1 protein-coding gene is annotated in these 21105 nt (G+C 74.0%); it reads left to right on the top strand.

The annotated features are described in order from the left end of the window. Positions 1–22: 22 nt before the first annotated feature. Positions 23–21105, top strand: a 21083-nt coding sequence (locus tag ACIP64_RS37620) for an SDR family NAD(P)-dependent oxidoreductase (RefSeq protein WP_401596276.1), incomplete at its 3' end; no start/stop codon positions are given.

Raw genomic sequence — 21105 nt, 5'->3', positions numbered from 1 at the left:
CAGGCAGCAGCAGCGCGAAGGTGTGACGAGAAGCATGGGTGAGGTTCCAATGGCAGATCAGGACAAGATCCTCGGTTACCTGAAGCGGGTGACGGCCGATCTGCACCAGACCCGGCAGCGGCTCCGCGAGGTCGAGTCGGCGGAGCCGGAGCCGATCGCGATCGTCGGCATGAGCTGCCGGTTCCCCGGCGGCATCACGTCGCCGGAGGGCCTGTGGGACCTGGTCGCCCAGGGCCGCGACGCCATCACCGACTTCCCGTCCGACCGCGGCTGGGACATCGACTCGCTGTACGACGCCGACCCCGACCAGGAAGGCACCAGCTACACCCGCGAGGGCGGATTCCTCAACGGCGTCGGGGAGTTCGACGCCGCGTTCTTCGGGATCAGCCCTCGCGAGACCCTCGGCATGGACCCCCAGCAGCGCCTGCTGCTGGAGACCGCCTGGGAGACCTTCGAGCGCGCCGGGGTCGACCCGGGCACCCTGCGCGGCAGCAAGGCCGGTGTGTTCATCGGCACCAACGGCCAGGACTATCCCGAGATGCTGCACGACGTCCCCAAGGGCGTCGAGGGATACCTGATGACCGGCAACGCGGCCAGCGTCATCTCCGGCCGCCTGTCGTACACCTTCGGCCTCGAGGGCCCGGCCGTCACCGTCGACACCGCCTGCTCCGCCTCGCTCGTCGCGCTGCACCTGGCCGTCCAGGCGCTGCGCAACGACGAGTGCACGATCGCCCTCGCGGGCGGCGTCACCGTCATGTCGAGCCCGCGCGCCTTCATCCAGTTCAGCCGGCAGCGGGGGCTGGCCCCCGACGGCCGCTGCAAGCCGTTCGCCGACGGCGCCGACGGCACGGGCTGGGGCGAGGGCGTCGGCATGCTGCTCGTCGAGCGGCTCTCCGACGCCCGCCGCAACGGCCACCCCGTGCTGGCGATCGTGCGCGGCTCCGCCATCAACCAGGACGGCGCCAGCAACGGCCTCACCGCCCCCAACGGCCCGTCCCAGCAGCGCGTCATCCGCCAGGCGCTGACCAACGCCGGGCTCAGCCCCGCGCAGGTCGACGTCGTCGAGGCACACGGCACCGGCACCACCCTCGGCGACCCCATCGAGGCGCAGGCGATCCTCGCCACCTACGGCCAGAACCGTCCCGACGGGCGCCCGCTGTGGCTGGGCTCGGTCAAGTCCAACATCGGCCACACGCAGGCCGCCGCCGGTGTCGCGGGCATCATCAAGATGGTGCAGGCGATCCGGCACGGCGTCCTGCCCAAGTCGCTCCACATCGACGCGCCCTCCACCAACGTCGACTGGACCTCCGGCGACGTCGCCCTGCTCACCGAGTCGGTGCCGTGGCCCGCGACCGGGCAGCCGCGCCGCGCCGGCATCTCCTCCTTCGGTGTCAGCGGCACCAACGCGCACACCGTCATCGAGGAGGCCCCGAGCGCCGACGAGCCGCAGGAGCCCTCCGCCGAGGACGCCGCCCCCGCTGCCGAGGCCGTGCAGGGCGTCGACGGCCCGGTGCCGCTGCTGCTGTCCGGCCACGGCGACATCGCCCTGCGCGCGCAGGCGGAGCGCCTCGCCGCCCACCTGCGCACCCACCCCGAACTGGCCGCCGACGCGGCGGGCCTGACCGACCTCGGCTTCTCGCTCGCCACGAGCCGCGCCGCCCTGGACCGCAGGGCCGTGCTGTTCTCCGGCGACCGCGACGCCCTGCTCGCCGGCCTCGACCTGCTGGCGGACGCCGACCGCACCGAACAGCCCGCGGAGGCCGTCCTCGGCACGGCGGGCGAGGGCAAGACCGCGTTCCTCTTCACCGGACAGGGCAGCCAGCGCCCCGGCATGGGCCGCGACCTGTACGCGACCCACCCGGGCTTCGCGCGCGCCCTGGACGAGGTCCGCGACGAACTCGACCGGCACCTCGACACCCCCCTGTACGACGTGCTGTTCGCGCCGCAGGACAGCCCGCGCGCCGCGCTGCTGGACCAGACCGCCTACGCCCAGACCGCCCTGTTCGCGGTCGAGGTCGCCCTCTTCCGCCAGCTCGAACAGTGGGGCGTGGCCCCCGACTTCCTCATCGGCCACTCCATCGGCGAACTCACCGCCGCCCACGTCTCCGGCGTCCTCACCCTGCCCGACGCGGCCCGCCTGGTCGCCGCCCGCGGTCGGCTGATGCAGGCGCTGCCCACCGGCGGCGCCATGATCGCCGTCGAGGCCGCAGAGGAGGAAGTGACGCCGCTGCTCACCGGCCGGGTGGGCATCGCCGCCGTCAACGGCCCGCGCTCCGTCGTCGTCTCCGGCGACGAGGACGCCGCCGAGGCGATCGCGGAGGAACTGCGCGCCCAGGGCCGCAGGACCAAGCGCCTGACGGTCAGTCACGCCTTCCACTCCCCGCTGATGGACGGCATGCTGGAGGCATTCCGCGACATCGCCGGGACCATTGACTACCGGCCGCCGGTCATCCCGATCGTCTCCAACCTCACCGGTGCCTCCGTCACCGCCGACGAGATCGGCACCGCCGACTACTGGGTCCGCCACGTCCGCGAGGCCGTCCGCTTCCACGACGGCGTGCGCCGGCTGGCCGCGCAGGGCGTCACCGCCTTCGTCGAGGTGGGCCCCGGGGGTGTGCTGACCGCCCTCGCCCAGGAGTGCGTCGACGACCCGGACGCCCTGTTCGTGCCCGTCCTGCGCGCCGACCGCGCCGAATCGGCCGCCCTGGCCGGAGCGGTCGCGCAGGCCCACGTCCACGGTGTCGCCGTCGACTGGCGGGCCGTGTTCGCCGGCCGCGGCGCCGGACGCGTGGACCTGCCCACGTACGCCTTCCAGCGCGAGCTGTTCTGGCCCGAGCAGCCCACCGCCTGGGCGGGCGACGTCACCGCCGTCGGCATCGGCTCCGCCGACCACCCGCTGCTGGGCGCGGCCATCGCCCTGGCCGGCGGCGACGGCCACCTCTTCACCGGCCGCCTCTCGCTCGCCACCCACCCCTGGCTCGCCGACCACACGGTGATGGACACCGTGCTGCTGCCCGGCACCGCCATGGTCGAACTCGCCCTCCAGGCCGGTGACCACACCGGCTGCCCCCTCCTGGACGAACTCACCCTCGAAGCGCCGCTGGCGCTGCCCCCGCACGGCGGAGTGCAGATCCAGCTCGCCGTCGGCGCGCCCGACGCCGAGGGACGCCGCGCGCTGACCCTGCACTCGCGTCCCGAGGACGCCGCAGACGACACCTGGGGCGAGGGCGCCTGGACCCGCCACGCCACCGGTGTCCTCGCCCCCGCCGCGCCGGGCGCCACCGCGCCCGTGGGCGACCTCGCCGCCTGGCCGCCCGCGGGCGCCGACGAGGTCGTCGTCGACGGCCTGTACGAGTACCTGGCCGAGTCCGGCTTCGCCTACGGCCCCGTCTTCCAGGGCCTGACCGCCGCCTGGCAGCGCGGCGACGAGGTGTTCGCCGAGGTCCGCCTGCCGCAGCAGGCGCACGCCGAGGCCGGCCTGTTCGGCGTCCACCCCGCGCTCCTGGACGCGGCCCTGCACGCCGTCGGCATCGGCTCGCTCCTGGAGGACACCGAGCACGGCAGGCTCCCGTTCTCCTGGAGCGGTGTCGCCCTCCACGCCGTCGGCGCCCGCGCCCTGCGGGTCCGGCTCGCGCCCGCGGGCAACGACACCGTCTCCGTCACCCTCGCCGACGAGACCGGCGCCCCCGTCGCCTCGGTCGACGGGCTGCTGCTGCGGCCGGTCTCGCCCGAGCAGGTGCACGCCGCGCGCACGGCCTTCCACGAGTCGCTGTTCCGCGTCGAGTGGACGGGCGTCCCCGCGCCCGCCGCGACCACCGTCGCCGCCGGCCAGTGGGCCGTGCTGGGCGAGGCGGGCGGCGCGTTCACCGGCGCCCTGCCCACCGCGGCCGTCCACGCCGGCCTCGACGCGCTCGGCGCCGCCCTGGCGGCCGGCGGGCCCGTCCCGCAGGCCGTCGTCGTGCCCTTCGGCGACGGCGCGCCGACCCTCCTCGACGCCGACCTGCCGGGCGCCGTCCGCACCGCCCTGCACGACGCCCTCGCGCTCGCCCAGGCCTGGCTCGCCGACGACCGCTTCGCCGCCTCCCGCCTGGTGTTCGTCACCCGCGGCGCGGTCGCCACCACGGCCGGCTCCGACGTCGCCGACCTCGCCCACGCCCCGCTGTGGGGCATGCTGCGCTCCGCCCAGTCCGAGCACCCCGACCGCTTCGTCCTGGCCGACCTGGACGGACGCGAGGAGTCCCTGCGCGCTCTGCCCGGCGCGCTCGCCCTCGCCACCGCGGAACCCCAACTCGCCGTCCGCGACGGCAAGGTCCTCGTGCCCCGCCTGACGCGGGTCGCCGCCACGCCCGAGCAGCAGGCGCCCGCCCTCGACCCCGACGGCACCGCCCTCGTCACCGGCGCCACCGGCACCCTCGGCGGGCTCGTCGCCCGCGACCTCGTCACCCGGCACGGCATACGCCGGCTGCTGCTGACCAGCCGCCGCGGCGAGTCCGCCCCCGGCGCCGCCGAACTCCTCGCCGACCTGCGCGAGCTGGGCGCGGAGGTCACCCTCGCCGCCTGCGACACCGCCGACCGCGACGCGCTGGCCGCGCTGCTGGCGACGGTCCCCGCCGACCGTCCCCTGACCGCCGTCGTGCACACCGCGGGCGTCCTCGACGACGGCATCCTCGAAGCGCTCACCCCCGACCGCGTCGACCGCGTCCTGCCCGCCAAGGTCGACGCCGCCGTGCACCTGCACGAGCTGACCCGCGACAGCGACCTCGCCGCGTTCGTCCTGTTCTCCGCCGCCGCCGGCACCCTGGGCGGCCCCGGCCAGGCCAACTACGCCGCCGCCAACGCCTTCCTCGACGCGCTCGCCCACCGCCGCCACGCCGAGGGGCTGCCCGCCACCGCGCTCGCCTGGGGCCTGTGGGCCGAACGCAGCGGCATGACCGCCGACCTCGCCGACACCGACCTGGAGCGGATCTCCCGCGCCGGCGTGGCCGCGCTCTCCTCCGAGCAGGGCCTGGCGCTGCTCGACACCGCCCGCGCCGTCGGCGAGCCCACCGCCGTCCCCATGCACCTGGACCTGGTGTCCCTGCGCCAGGCCGACGCGAGCATGGTGCCCGCCCTGCTGCGCGCACTGGTTCGCCCCGCGGCCCGGCGTGCCGCCGACGCCGCCGAGGCCGCCCCGGCCGGCGGGCTCACCGGCCGGCTCCTGCCGCTGACCCCCGCCGAACGCGACCGCCTCCTGCTGGACACCGTCCGCGTCCAGGTCGCCGCCGTCCTCGGCTTCCCCGGCCCCGAGGCCGTCGACCCGGCACGCGCCTTCAAGGAACTCGGCTTCGACTCGCTGACCGCCGTCGAGCTGCGCAACCGCCTCGGCTCGGCGACCGGCGTGCGCCTGCCCGCCACCCTCGTCTTCGACTACCCGACCCCGAACGCGCTCGTCGCGTTCCTGCGCACCGAACTCCTCGGCGACGCCGCCGACTCGGCCCCGGTCAAGGCCGTCACCACCGTCACCGCGACCGACGACGAGCCGATCGCCATCGTCGGCATGAGCTGCCGCTACCCGGGCGGCGTCACCACCCCCGACGAGCTGTGGCAGCTCGTGGCCGGCTCGGTCGACGCCATCACCCCGTTCCCCACCGACCGCGGCTGGAACCTCGCCGCGCTCTACGACGCCGACCCCGGACGCGCGGGCACCAGCTACACCCGCGAGGGCGGCTTCCTCCACGACGCCGCCGACTTCGACCCGGACTTCTTCGGCATCAACCCGCGCGAAGCCCTCGCCATGGACCCCCACCAGCGGCTGCTGCTGGAGACGTCCTGGGAGGCCTTCGAGCGGGCCGGCATCGACCCGACCTCGATGCGCGGCAGCCGCACCGGCGTCTACGCCGGCGTGATGTACCACGACTACCTGACCCGGCTGGCCGCCCTTCCCGAGGGCCTGGAGGGCTACCTCGGCACCGGCACCGCGGGCAGCGTCGCCTCCGGCCGCGTCTCGTACACCCTCGGCCTGGAGGGCCCGGCCGTCACCGTCGACACCGCCTGCTCCTCCTCGCTGGTCGCCCTGCACCTGGCCGTCCAGGCGCTGCGCAGCGGCGAGTGCGACATGGCCCTCGCCGGCGGCGTCACGGTCATGTCGACCCCCGACACCTTCATCGACTTCAGCCGCCAGCGCGGCCTGTCCACCAACGGCCGCTGCAAGTCCTTCTCCGCCGACGCCGACGGCACCGGCTGGGCCGAGGGCGCCGGCATGCTCCTCGTCGAACGGCTCTCCGACGCCCGCCGCAACGGCCACCGCGTCCTCGCCGTCGTCCGCGGCACCGCCGTCAACCAGGACGGCGCCAGCAACGGCCTCACCGCGCCCAACGGCCCCTCCCAGCAGCGCGTCATCCGCGCCGCGCTGGCCGGGGCGGGCCTGACGACCGCCGACGTCGACGCCGTCGAGGCGCACGGCACGGGCACCACGCTCGGCGACCCCATCGAGGCGCAGGCGCTGCTCGCCACCTACGGCCAGGGCCGCGCCGCGGACCAGCCGCTGCGCCTGGGCTCCATCAAGTCCAACATCGGCCACACCCAGGCCGCCGCCGGCGCCGCCGGCATCATCAAGATGATCCTCGCCATGCGGCACGGCGTCCTGCCGCAGTCCCTGCACATCGGCGAGCCGTCCCCGCACATCGACTGGTCCGCCGGCGCCGTCTCCCTGCTGACGGAGGCCGAGCCCTGGCCGGCGACGGACCGCCCCCGCCGCGCGGGCATCTCCTCCTTCGGCGTCAGCGGCACCAACGCGCACGTCATCATCGAGGAGCCCCCCGCCGAGGCAGGGGACGTCATCACCGGCCCGGCCCCGGCGGCCGTCCCCGCGACCGCCCCGCTGCCCTTCGTGCTGTCCGGCCGCACCCCCGCCGCGCTGCGCGCCCAGGCCGCCCGCCTGGCCGCCCACCTCGCCGAGCGGCCCGAGGCCGCCCCCGCCGACATGGCGCTGTCGCTGGCCACCACCCGCACCGCCCTGGACCGCCGGGCCGCCGTCGTCGCCCACGACCGCGACGAGCTGCTCGCCGGCCTCGCCGCGCTCGCCGGGGACCAGGACGGCGCCCATGTCGTCCGGCACACCACCGCCGACGGCAGGACCGCGATCCTGTTCACCGGACAGGGCAGCCAGCGCCCCGGCATGGGCCGCGAACTGTACGACACCCACGCCGTGTTCGCCGCCGCGCTGGACGCGGTGTGCGAGGAGTTCGCCCCGTACCTCGAACGCCCCCTGAAGGACGTGCTGTTCGCGTCCGATGGGGACGAACTCGACCGCACCGCGTACACCCAGCCCGCCCTGTTCGCGCTGGAGACCGCGCTCTACCGGCTCGTCGAGTCCTGGGGCGTCCGCCCCGACTACGTCTCCGGCCACTCCATCGGCGAGATCACCGCGGCCCACGTCGGCGGTGTCCTCACGCTCTCCGACGCTGCCCGGCTGGTCGCCGCCCGCGGCCGGCTCATGCAGGCCCTCCCCGAGGGCGGCGCCATGATCGCCCTGGCGGCCGCCGAGGACGAGGTGCTGCCGCTGCTGGCCGGACACGAGGACCGGATCGGCATCGCCGCCGTCAACGCCGCCGACGCCGTCGTCATCTCCGGCGAGGAGACCCTCGCCCTGGAGATCGCCGCCGAGTTCGAGCGCCGCGGCCGCCGCACCCGGCGTCTGACCGTCAGCCACGCCTTCCACTCCCCGCTGATGGACGGCATGCTCGACGACTTCCGCGAGGTCGCCGAGTCAATCACCTACCACCGGGCGACCGTCCCCGTCGTCAGCAACCTCACCGGGCGGCTCGCCGGCGACGAACTGCGCACCGCCGGCCACTGGGTCGCGCACGTCCGCGAGGCCGTCCGCTTCCTCGACGGCATCCGCACCCTGGACGCCGAACACGTCACCACCTACCTCGAACTCGGCCCGCAGGGCGTGCTGTCCGGCCTCGGCCGCGACTGCCTCCCCGAGACCGCCGACCCCGCCGACGCCCCCGTCTTCCTGCCCGCCCTGCGCCGCGACCGCGGCGAGGCCGAGGCCGTGACCGAGGCGCTGGCCGCCGCCCACACCCGGGGCATCGCGGTCGACTGGCAGGCGTACTTCGCCGGGACCGGCGCGCACCGCGTCGATCTGCCCACCTACGCCTTCCAGCGCGAACGGTTCTGGCTGGAGACGCCGGCTGGATTCGTCGGCGACGTCGAGTCCGCCGGCCTGGGCGCCGCCCACCACCCGCTGCTCGGCGCCGCGGTCGCCCTCGCCGACGGCGAAGGGTTCCTGCTCACCGGACGCCTCTCCCTCGACACCCACCCCTGGCTCGCCGACCACGCCGTCATGGGCTCCGTCCTCCTGCCCGGCACCGCCTTCGTCGAACTCGCCGTCCGCGCGGGCGACCAGGCCGGCTGCGACCTGCTGGAGGAACTCACCCTCGAAGCCCCCCTCGTCCTCGCGCCCGGCGCCGTCGTCCGCATCCAGATCGCCGTCGGCAACCCCGACGCGACCGGCCGCCGCGCCCTGGACGTCTGGTCCACCGACCACGACGCCCCCGCCGACGAGCCGTGGACCCGGCACGCCACCGGCGTGCTCTCCGGCGGAGCACCCGCCCCTGCCTTCGACCTCACCGCCTGGCCCCCGCCGGGCGCCGAAGCCGTCGGCGTCGACGGCCTGTACGAGCACCTCGGCCAGGGCGGCTTCGCCTACGGCCCGCTCTTCCAGGGCCTGCGCGCCGCTTGGGTGGCCGGCGACAACGTCTACGCCGAAGTCGCCCTGCCCGACGACCAGCAGGGCGAGGCCGCCCGCTTCGGCCTGCACCCGGCACTGCTCGACGCCGCCCTGCACGGCACCTTCGTCCAGCCCGCCCCCGACGGCGAACGCCCCGGCCGGCTGCCCTTCTCCTGGCGCCAGGTGTCCCTGCACGCCGCCGGCGCCTCCACGCTGCGCGTCCACCTCACCAGCAGCGGCGAGGACACCCTCTCCCTTCGCATCGCCGACACCACCGGCGCACCCGTCGCCACCGTCGGCAGCCTCATGGTGCGGCCCGTCTCCGCCGACCGGATCGGCAGCGCGCGCTCCGCCCACCACGAGTCCCTGTACCGCGTCGACTGGGCCACCCTTCCCCTGCCCGCCGACGCCCCCGCCGCCGGCGCGCCGTGGGCCTGCGTCGGGCCCGACGCGCTGGACGTCCCCGGCGTCGACACCACGGCCCACAGCGGCCTGGACGCTCTCACCGCCGCCCTCGAGGCGGCCGGCGCCCCCGCGCCCGCGTACGTCCTCGCCCACCTCGCCCGCGACACGGCCCCCGACGCCCTCGCGGACTCCGTGCACACCGCCGCGCACCGGGCACTGGCCCTCGTCAAGGAGTGGCTCGCCGACGACCGGCTCGCCGCCTCCCGCCTGGTGCTCGTCACCCGCGGCGCCGTCGCCACCCAGAGCGACTGGGACGTCGCCGACCTCGCCCATGCCGCCGTGTGGGGCCTGGTCCGCACCGCGCAGTCCGAGAACCCCGACCGGTTCGTCCTCGTCGACCTCGACGGCGACCCCGCCTCCGCGCAGGCGCTGCCCGCGGCCCTCGCCACCGGAGAACCCCAACTCGCCGTCCGCCGCGGCACCGTCCACGCGCCCCGGCTTGCCCGGGTCCCCGCCACGACACCGCTGACCCCGCCCGCGGACACCAGCGCCTGGCGCATGGACATCCAGGACAAGGGCACCTTGGACAACCTCACCCTGCTGCCCAGCCCCGAGTCCGAGGCACCGCTGGAGCCCGGTCAGGTCCGCGTCGCCGTCCGCGCCGCCGGCCTCAACTTCCGCGACGTCCTCAACGCCCTCGGCATGTACCCGGGCGACCCGGGCCTCATGGGCAGCGAGGGCGCCGGCCTCGTCGTGGAGACGGGCCCCGGCGTCACCGACCTCGCCCCCGGCGACCGTGTGATGGGCATGCTGCCCGGTGCGTTCGGTCCGTTGGCCGTTGTCGACCGGCGTATGGTCGCCCCGATGCCGGACGGCTGGACGTTCGCCGAGGCGGCGTCGGTGCCGATCGTCTTCATGACGGCGTACTACGCGCTCCACGACCTCGCGGCACTGCGTGGCGGTGAGTCCGTCCTCATCCAGGCGGCCGCGGGCGGCGTCGGCATGGCCGCCGTCCAGCTCGCCCGTCACTGGGGCGCCGACGTCTACGCCACCGCCAGCCCCGGCAAGTGGGACACCCTGCGCGGACTCGGCCTCATCGACGACCGCATCGCCTCCTCCCGCACCCTCGACTTCGAGGACGCTTTCCGTACCGCCACCGGCGGCCGCGGCGTCGACGTCGTCCTCGACTCTCTGGCACGGGAGTTCGTGGACGCCTCGCTGCGGCTGCTGCCGCGCGGCGGACGCTTCGTGGAGATGGGCAAGACCGACGTCCGCTCGCCCGAGGAGGTCGCCGCCGCCCACCCCGGCGTCACCTACCAGGCCTTCGACCTGACCGAGGCCGGCCTCGACCGCATCCAGGCGATGCTCACCGAACTGCTGGCCCTCTTCGATGCCGGCGCCCTGCGGCCGGTCCCGGTCTCGGCGTGGGACCTGCGCCAGGCCCCCGAGGCCTTCCGCTACCTCAGCCAGGCCCGCCACGTCGGCAAGATCGTGCTGACCCTGCCCACCGCCTGGGACCCCGAGGGCACCGTCCTCATCACCGGCGGCACCGGCACCCTCGGCGCCCTCGTCGCCCGGCACGCCGTCACCACGCGCGGGGCCCGCCACCTGCTGCTCACCAGCCGCCGCGGTGAGTCCGCCGCCGGAGCCCGCGAACTCGCCGATGAACTGCGCGCCCTGGGTGCCCAGGTCACCATCGCCGCCTGCGACACCGCCGACCGCGACGCGCTCGCCGCCCTGCTCGACTCCGTACCGGCCGGGCACCCCCTCACCGCCGTCGTGCACACCGCGGGCGTCCTCGACGACGGCGTCATCGACTCCCTCACCCCGGAGCGCCTCGACACCGTCCTGCGGCCCAAGGTCGACGCGGCGCTCCACCTGCACGACCTCACCCGCCGGCTCGACCTCGCCGACTTCGTGCTCTTCTCCTCCGCCGCCGGCACCTTCGGCGGCGCCGGCCAGGCCAACTACGCCGCCGCCAACGCCTTCCTCGACGCCCTCGCCCGCCACCGGCAGGCCCACGGCCTCGCCGGAACCTCCCTCGCGTGGGGCCTGTGGGCCGAGGCCAGCGGCATGACCGGCGAACTCGACACCGCCGACAAGGACCGCATGACCCGCTCCGGGGTCCTCGGCCTGTCCTCCGACGAGGGCCTGGCCCTCCTCGACACCGCCCGCGGCACCGGCGACGCCCTCCTCGTCCCCATGCATCTCGACCTCGCGCCGCTGCGCCGGGCCGACGCCAGCATGGTGCCCCACCTCCTGCGCGGCCTGGTCCGCACCACGACCCGCCGCGCCGCCGCCGGGGCACCGGCGGCAGGCGGCGGAACGCCACTCGTCGACCGGCTCGTCCGCCTGCCCGAGGACGAACGCGACGCCCTCCTGCTCGACCTCGTCCGCGGCCAGGTCGCCGCCGTCCTCGGCCACGCCACCCCGGACGCCGTCGAACCCACCCGCGCCTTCAAGGACCTCGGCTTCGACTCGCTGACGGCCGTCGAGTTCCGCAACCGGCTCGGCGCGGCCGCCGGCATCCGCCTGCCCGCCACCCTCGTCTTCGACTACCCGACGCCGACGGTGCTCGCCGGCTACCTCAAGGCCGAACTCCTCGGCTCGCAGGCGGCGGTTGCCGCAGCGGCCGCCGCCGTCCCCGGCCGGGCCGCGCGCGCCGCCGAGGCCGACGACCCCATCGCGATCGTCGCCATGAGCTGCCGCTTCCCCGGCGACGTCCGCACTCCCGAGGACCTCTGGAGCCTGCTCGCCGACGGCCGCGACGGCATCGGCCACCTCCCCACCGACCGCGGCTGGGACCTCGACGGCCTCTACAACCCCGACCCCGACAGCCCCGGCACCTCCTACGCCCGCGAAGGCGGCTTCTTCTACGACGCCCACCACTTCGACCCCGCGTTCTTCGGGATCAACCCGCGCGAGGCCCTGGCCATGGACCCGCAGCAGCGGCTGCTGCTGGAGACGTCCTGGGAGGCGTTCGAGCGGGCCGGAATCGATCCGGGCGACCTCCGCGGCCGTCAGGTCGGCGTGTTCGTCGGCCAGATGCACAACGACTACGTCTCGCGGCTGAACACGGTCCCCGAAGGGGTCGAGGGCTACCTCGGCACGGGAGGCTCCAGCAGCATCGCCTCCGGCCGCGTCTCGTACACCTTCGGCTTCGAGGGCCCGGCCGTCACCGTCGACACCGCGTGCTCCTCGTCGCTGGTCGCCCTGCACCTCGCCGCGCAGGCCCTGCGCAACGGCGAGTGCACGATCGCCCTCGCGGGCGGCGTCACCATCATCACCACCCCCGACGTCTTCACCGAGTTCAGCCGCCAGCGCGGCCTCGCCGCCGACGGCCGCTGCAAGCCCTTCGCGGCCGCCGCCGACGGCACCGCGTGGGGCGAGGGCGCGGGCATGCTGCTCGTGGAGCGGCTGTCGGACGCGCGCCGCAACGGCCACCCGGTGCTGGCGGTGGTGCGCGGCTCCGCGGTCAACCAGGACGGTGCCAGCAACGGCCTGACGGCCCCCAACGGCCCGTCCCAGCAGCGGGTGATCCGCGCCGCGCTCGCGAACGCCGGCCTGACGGCCGCGGACGTCGACGCCGTCGAGGCCCACGGCACGGGCACGACCCTGGGCGACCCGATCGAGGCCCAGGCGCTCCTGGCCACCTACGGCCGCGACAAGACCGAGGACCAGCCGCTGTGGCTGGGCTCCATCAAGTCCAACTTCGGCCACACGCAGGCCGCGGCCGGTGTCGCGGGCATCATCAAGATGGTCCTCGCGATGCAGCACGGCGTGCTGCCGGAGACCCTGCACGTCGACGCGCCGAGCCCGCACGTCGACTGGTCCGAGGGCGCGGTCTCGCTGCTGACCGAGCAGATGGACTGGCCCGACACCGGCCGCCCGCGCCGCGCCGGCATCTCCTCGTTCGGCATGAGCGGCACCAACGCCCACGCCATCATCGAGCAGGCCCCCGACGCTGTCCCTGTGCCGGCCCCGGCCGGGGACGCACCCGCCGCGCGCACCCTCCCGTGGCTCCTCTCCGCCCGGACACCGGAAGCGCTGCGCGCCCAGGCCGGTGCGCTGCACGCCCACGTCGAGGCCCACCCCGACGCCCGCCCCGCCGACATCGGCCACTCCCTCGTCACCAGCCGCGCCCTGCTCGACCAGCGCGCGGCGGTCGTGGCGGCGGACCGGGACGAGCTGCTGCGCGGCCTGGCCGCTCTGGCGGCGGACGCCACGTCGGGTTCGGTGACGCGGGGCGCCGCCGGTGCCGGAAAGCTGGCGTTCCTGTTCACGGGGCAGGGGAGTCAGCGGCTGGGGATGGGGCGTGAGTTGTACAACGCCTATCCGGTGTTTGCCGAGGCGTTGGACGCGGTGGGTGAGCGGCTGGGTCTGGGTGTGCTGTTTGGTGATGACGTTGAGGTGTTGGACCGTACGGAGTTCGCGCAGCCTGCGTTGTTCGCGGTGGAGGTCGCGCTCTTCCGGCTGCTGGAGTCCTGGGGTGTGAAGCCGGACTTTGTGTTGGGCCACTCCGTGGGTGAGATTGCCGCCGCGCACGTTGCCGGGGTGCTGTCGCTTGAGGATGCGTGCACGCTGGTCGAGGCTCGTGGGCGGTTGATGCAGGCGCTGCCGGGTGGCGGTGTGATGATCGCGCTGGAGGCGTCGGAGGACGAGGTTCTGCCGCTGCTGGGTGAGCGGGTGAGCATCGCGGCGGTCAACGGTCCGCGGTCGGTGGTGATCGCGGGTGATGAGGATGCCGCGGTCGCGATCGTGGAGTCGTTCGGGGACAGGAAGTCGAAGCGGCTGACGGTCAGTCATGCGTTCCACTCGCCGCACATGGACGGGATGCTGGACGCCTTCCGCGAGGTGGTGTCCGGGCTGTCGTTCGAGGCCCCGCGTATTGCGGTCGTCTCCAACCTGACCGGTGCCGTCGTCACGGACGAGATGGCATCGCCCGACTTCTGGGTGCGTCATGTCCGTGAGGCGGTGCGCTTCCTGGACGGTGTCCGTGCCCTGGAGGCCGCGGGCGTGACCACGTATCTCGAACTCGGCCCCGACGGTGTCCTGTCGGCCATGGCGCAGGAGTGCCTGACCGGTGAGAACGCCGCCTTCGCCACGGCGCTGAGGAACGGCCGGCCGGAGGCCGAGACGCTGCTCACGGCAGCCGCGACCGCCCACGTGCGCGGTGTACCCGTCGACTGGCAGACGTACTTCGCCCCTGACCGCCCCCAGCGCGTCGACCTGCCGACCTACGCGTTCCAGCGCTCTGTCTACTGGCTGGACGCGGGTCGTACGCAGGGCGACGTCGCGTCGGCCGGTCTCGGTGCGGCGGATCATCCGTTGCTGGGTGCGGCGGTTGAGCTGCCGGATTCGGGCGGGGTGGTGTTCACCGGTCGTCTGTCGCTGACCACGCACCCGTGGCTCGCGGACCATGCGGTCATGGGCTCGGTGCTCCTGCCGGGCACTGCCTTCGTTGAGTTGGCCGTGCGTGCGGGTGAGCTGGTCGGTTGCGAGGTCCTGGAGGATCTGACGCTGGAGGCGCCGCTGGTGCTGCCGGAGCACGGTGGTGTGCAGCTGCGGTTGTCGGTGGGTGCCGCTGATGGTGAGGGCCGTCGGGCGCTGGTGCTGCATTCGCGTGTGGAGGATGCGTCGTGGGTGCGGCATGCCGCTGGTGTGCTGGCGGAGCGAGGCGCGGTGCCGGGCTTCGATCTGGCGGTGTGGCCGCCGGTCGGGGCCGAGCCGGTCGCGATTGACGGTTTGTACGAGGGTCTGGCGGATGCCGGGTTCGGTTACGGGCCGGTGTTCCGCGGTCTGCGGTCGGTGTGGCGTCTCGGTGAGGATGTGTTCGCCGAGGTACGGCTGCCGGAGTCGGCGGAGGCCGAGGCGGGTGCGTTCGGGCTGCATCCGGCGCTGCTGGACGCGGCGCTGCACGCGCTGGGCGTGAGCGGCACCGACAGCGCGGACGGTGAGGCCAAGCTGCCGTTCTCCTGGTCGGGTGTGACCGTGCACGCCGTCGGCGCGTCCGCGCTGCGCGTGCGGTTCACCTCCGTCCACGGTGACGAGGTCGCACTGCAGATCGCCGACGCCACCGGTGTGCCGGTGGCGTCCGTGGCCGGCCTCGCACTCCGCGGCGTGAGCCGCGACCAGCTGAGCACGGCCCAGGACGCCACCCGCGACGCCCTGTTCCGCGTGGACTGGCCCGAGTTCCGGACAGCCGATGCCGACGGTTCTGTGGCCGAGGACTGGATGCTGCTGGGCGCCGGATCCCAGGCGTTCGCGGATCTGGCGGCGCTGCGCGGCGTGGCCGCCGAGGGCGGGACCGTCCCGGCGGTGCTGGTCGTACCGTGCGTGACCGACGAGCCGATGAGCGACGTCGCGGATGCGGCGCATGCAGCCGCGCAGTGGGCACTGGACCTCGTGCAGGAGTGGCTGGGCGACGAGCGCTTCGGCGACTCGCGGCTGGTGTTCCTGACGCGCGGCGCCGTCGCGGCCCTGCCGGGTGAGGACGTGGCGGATCTCGCGCACGCCTCGCTGTGGGGCCTGGTGCGGTCGGCGCAGTCGGAGAACCCGGGCCGGTTCGGCCTGATCGACGTCGACACCGACATCGACTCGCTTTCCGCGGACGTTCTGCCGAAGGCGCTGGCGACCGCCGAGGCCCAGTTGGCCGTACGCGGGGACACCCTCCGCGTGCCGCGGCTGGCCGCCGCCGTGGTGGGCGCCGACACCGAGCGTGCGCTGGACGCGCAGGGCACGGTGCTCGTCACCGGTGCCAGTGGTGCGCTGGGCGGTCTGTTTGCGCGTCATCTGGTGTCCGCGTACGGGGTACGGGATCTGCTGCTGGTCAGCCGCCGTGGCGAGGACGCCCCTGGAGCTGAGGACCTGACCGCTGAACTGGCGGGTCTGGGTGCGTCGGTGGCGTGGGCGGCGTGCGATGTGGCCGACCGGGACGCCCTGGCCGGGCTACTGGCGGATCGTCCGCTGTCGGCGGTGGTGCACACCGCGGGTGTCCTTGACGACGGTGTCGTCGGGTCGCTGACGGCGGAGCGTCTGTCGGCCGTGCTGCGTCCGAAGGTGGACGCGGCGTGGAACCTGCACGAGCTGACGCAGGACATGGATCTGTCGGCCTTCGTACTGTTCTCCTCGGCCGCCGGTGTCTTCGGTGGCGCCGGTCAAGCGAACTACGCAGCGGCCAACTCCTTCCTGGACGCGCTGGCCGCGCACCGCAGGGCGCAGGGCCTCGCCGCGACATCGCTGGCCTGGGGCCTGTGGGACGGCGGCATGGGCGGGGACCTGGGGGAGACCGATCGCGAACGGATCAACCGCGGCGGCATCACCGTACTGGCCCCGGAGACCGGCCTCGCCCTCTTCGACGCCTCGCAGCGCACGACCGAGCCGCTGCTCGTCCCGCTGCCGCTGGACATGCCCGCCCTGCGCCTCCAGGCGCGCAGCGGGATGCTTCCCGACCTGCTGCGCGGGCTCGTTCGCGTCCCGGCGCGACGGGCGGCCGCGCACGGTGCCGCGGTCGGCGCGTCCGCACTGCGCGAGCGGGTGGCCAGACTCGCCGAGAACGAGCGCTCCGCGGCGGTGCTCGATGTGGTGCGGGGTGAGGTGGCGGGTGTTCTGGGTCATGGTTCGGTCGATGAGGTGCCGGCGGATCGTGCGTTCAAGGAGTTGGGCTTCGATTCGCTGACCGCGGTGGAGTTGCGGAACCGGTTGGGTTCGGTGGCGGGTGTGCGGCTGCCGGCGACGCTGGTCTTCGACTATCCGACGGCGGGGGCGCTGGCGGAGTTCTTGCTGGGCGAGGTGCTGGGTCTGGTGGAACCGGTCGGCGCGGCGTTGGTGCCGGTGCGGGCTGGGGTGCTGGACGACGAGCCGATCGCGATCGTGGGCATGAGCTGCCGTTATCCGGGTGGGGTGGAGACCCCGGAGGATCTGTGGCGGCTGGTGGTCGGTGGCGGTGATGCGATCTCGGTGTTCCCGCAGGGTCGTGGGTGGGATCTGGACGCGTTGTTCGATCCGGACCCGGACGGCCGGGGGACGAGCTACACGCAGTCGGGTGGCTTCCTGCACGACGCGGGTCGGTTCGACCCCGCGTTCTTCGGGATCTCGCCGCGTGAGGCGGTGGCGATGGATCCGCAGCAGCGTCTGCTGCTGGAGACCTCGTGGGAGGCGTTCGAGCGCGCCGGTATCGACCCGGCCGCGATGCGCGGCAGCCGTACCGGCGTCTTCGCGGGCATCATGTACCACGACTACGCCACCCGGATCACCTCCGTGCCTGACGGCGTCGAGGGATACCTCGGTACGGGTAACTCCGGGAGCATCGCGTCGGGTCGTGTGTCGTACGCGTTCGGTCTCGAGGGTCCGGCGGTCACGGTGGACACGGCGTGTTCGTCGTCGCTGGTGGCGCTGCACTGGGCGATCCAGGCGCTGCGCAACGGCGAGTGCACGATGGCGCTCGCCGGTGGTGTGACCGTCATGGCGACCCCTGGCACGTTCACCGAGTTCAGCCGGCAGCGCGGCCTGGCCCCCGACGGGCGTATCAAGTCCTTCGCTGCGGCGGCCGACGGCACGAGCTGGGCCGAGGGCGCGGGCATGCTGCTCGTGGAGCGGCTGTCCGACGCCCGCCGCAACGGCCACCCGGTCCTCGCGGTGGTCCGCGGTTCCGCGATCAACCAGGACGGCGCGAGCAACGGTCTGACGGCGCCGAACGGTCCGTCGCAGCAGCGGGTGATCCGTGCCGCGCTCGCGAGCGCGGGCCTGTCGGGCGACGAGATCGACGTGGTCGAGGCGCACGGCACGGGCACGACGCTGGGCGACCCGATCGAGGCCCAGGCGCTCCTTGCCACTTACGGCCAGGAGCACAGTGACGAGCAGCCGCTCTGGATCGGATCCATCAAGTCCAACATGGGCCACACGCAGGCCGCGGCCGGTGTCGCGGGCATCATCAAGATGATCATGGCGATGCGCCACGGCGTGCTGCCGCAGACCCTGCACGTGGACGAGCCGACCCCGCACGTCGACTGGTCCGAGGGCGCTGTCTCCCTCCTGGCCGACTCGGTTCCGTGGCCCGTGACCGGCCGCCCGCGTCGTGCCGGCATCTCGTCCTTCGGCATCAGCGGCACCAACGCCCACACGATCATCGAGCAGGCCCCCGACGACCTCGCCCCGATCACGAAGGCAAGGCCGACCCCGGCCGCTCCGGCAACCACCGCACTGCCCTACGTGCTGTCGGCGAAGACCGAGGACGCCGTGCGCGACCAGGCGGCCCGCCTGCACACGCACCTCCTCGAAGAGGCCCCGGAGATCGGCACCGCCGATGTGGCCTACTCCCTGGCCACCCGGCGCGCCGCATTCCAGCAGCGTGCGGCGGTCGTGGCGGCGGACCGCGACGAGCTGCTGCGCGGCCTGGCCGCCCTCGCCGACGGACAGGGTGCAGCGGGCCTGGTGCGGGGTTCGTCCCCGGCCACGGGCAAGCTCGCGTTCCTGTTCACGGGGCAGGGGAGTCAGCGGCTGGGGATGGGGCGTGAGTTGTACGCGGCCTATCCGGTGTTCGCGAAGGCGTTGGACGCGGTGGGTGAGCGGCTGGGTCTGGGTGTGCTGTTCGGTGATGACGCTGAGGTGTTGGACCGTACGGAGTTCGCGCAGCCTGCGTTGTTCGCGGTGGAGGTCGCGCTCTTCCGGCTTCTGGAGTCGTGGCGTGTGAAGCCGGACTTCCTGTCCGGTCACTCCGTGGGTGAGATTGCCGCCGCGCACGTTGCCGGGGTGCTGTCGCTTGAGGATGCGTGCACGCTGGTCGAGGCTCGTGGGCGGTTGATGCAGGCGCTGCCTGCGGGTGGCGTGATGATCGCGTTGCAGGCTTCGGAGGACGAGGTTCTGCCGCTGCTGAGCGAGCGGGTGAGCATTGCTGCGGTCAATGGGCCGCAGGCGGTGGTGATCGCGGGTGATGAGGATGCCGCGGTCGCGATCGTGGAGTCGTTCGGGGACAGGAAGTCGAAGCGGCTGACGGTCAGTCATGCCTTCCACTCGCCGCACATGGACGGGATGCTCGACGCGTTCCGCGAGGTGGTCGAGGGGCTGTCGTTCGAGGCTCCGCGTATCGCGGTTGTCTCGAACCTGACCGGTGCCGTGGTCACGGACGAGATGGGCTCGGCGGACTTCTGGGTGCGTCATGTCCGTGAGGCCGTGCGCTTCCTGGACGGTGTCCGTGCCCTGGAGGCCGCGGGCGTCACCACGTATCTCGAACTCGGCCCCGACGGCGTGCTGTCGGCCATGGCGCAGGAGTGCCTGACGGAGGACGGGGCCGTCTTCGCCCCGGCGCTGCGCGGCGGCCGGCCCGAGGTCGGCACCCTCACCGCGGCCGTGGCCCAGGCCTACACCGCCGGAGTCAGCGTGGACTGGGAGGCGTACTTCGCGCCGACCGGCAGTCGGCAGGTCGAACTGCCCACCTACGCCTTCCAGCGCGAGTGGTTCTGGCTCGAGTCGGGCGGAGCGCAGGCCGGCCCCGGCGATGCCACGGGATTCGGTCTCGGTGCGGCGGATCATCCGTTGCTGGGTGCGGCGGTTGAGCTGCCGGATTCGGGCGGGGTGGTGTTCACCGGGCGCCTGTCGCTGACCACGCACCCGTGGCTTGCTGATCACGCGGTGATGGGCTCGGTGCTGCTGCCGGGCACTGCCTTCGTTGAGTTGGCGGTGCGTGCGGGTGAGCTGGTGGGGTGTGAGGTCCTGGAGGATCTGACGCTGGAGGCGCCGCTGGTGCTGCCGGAGCACGGTGGTGTGCAGCTGCGGTTGTCGGTGGGTGCCGCTGATGGTGAGGGCCGTCGGGCGCTGGTGCTGCATTCGCGTGTGGAGGATGCGTCGTGGGTGCGGCATGCCGCTGGTGTGCTGGCGGAGCGAGGCGCGGTGCCGGGCTTCGATCTGGCGGTGTGGCCGCCGGTCGGGGCCGAGCCGGTTGCGATTGACGGGCTGTACGAGGGTCTGGCGGATGTCGGCTTCGGTTACGGGCCGGTGTTCCGCGGTCTGCGGTCGGTGTGGCGTCTCGGTGAGGATGTGTTCGCCGAGGTGCGGCTGCCGGAGTCGGCGGAGGCCGAGGCGGGTGCCTTCGGAGTGCATCCGGCGCTGTTGGACGCGGCGCTGCACGCGCTGGGCGTGAGCGGGACCGACAGCGCGGACGGTGCGGCCAAGCTGCCGTTCTCCTGGTCGGGTGTGACCGTGCACGCCGTCGGCGCGTCCGAGGTACGGGTGCGGTTGTCGCGTACGGGCCGTGATGTCGTGGCGCTGGAGCTGGCGGACGCCGAGGGCGTCCCGGTGGCGTCCGTGGCCGGTCTCGTGTTGCGGGCGTTCTCACCGGAGCAGTTCGCCGGGCCGGGTGCCGGTCAGGGTGATGCGCTGTTCCGCGTCGAGTGGTCGCCGGTGACTGCCGGCGGTTCGGTCGACGACTGGACGCTGGCGAGTGCCGGACTCCAGACCTTCGAGGACGATGGCGGCGTGGTTCCGGCGGTGCTGGTCGTGCCGTGCGTGGTCGACGAGCCGGTGCCGGACGTGCCCGGTGCGGTGCATGCGGAGACGGGCCGGGTGCTCGCGCTGGTGCAGGAGTGGCTGGGCGACGAGCGGTTCGCCGATTCGCGTCTGGTGTTCCTGACGCGGGGCGCGGTGGCCGCTGCACCCGGTGACGGGGTCGCGGATCTGGTGCACGCCCCGGTGTGGGGCCTGATCCGTTCGGCTCAGTCGGAGAACCCGGGCCGGTTCGGTCTGATCGACCTCGACGGTGAGATCGCCCCCGAGGTCGTCGCGGCGGCGCTGGCCACCGGTGAGCCGGAAATCGCCGTCCGGGACGGACAGTTCCTGGCGCCTCGCCTGGCGCGGGCCGTCGCGGATCCCGACGCCGAACTCCCGGTCCTTGAGGGCACGGTGCTGGTGACGGGTGCCAGTGGTGCGCTGGGCGGTCTGTTCGCGCGTCACCTGGTGTCCGAGTACGGCGTACGCGATCTGCTGCTGGT

It is taken from the genome of Streptomyces sp. NPDC088733 (assembly GCF_044751185.1).
GTDB lineage: Bacteria > Actinomycetota > Actinomycetes > Streptomycetales > Streptomycetaceae > Actinacidiphila.
The sequence above is the reverse complement of the archived record's forward strand: the minus strand, read 5'-3'. Positions and strand labels throughout refer to the sequence as shown.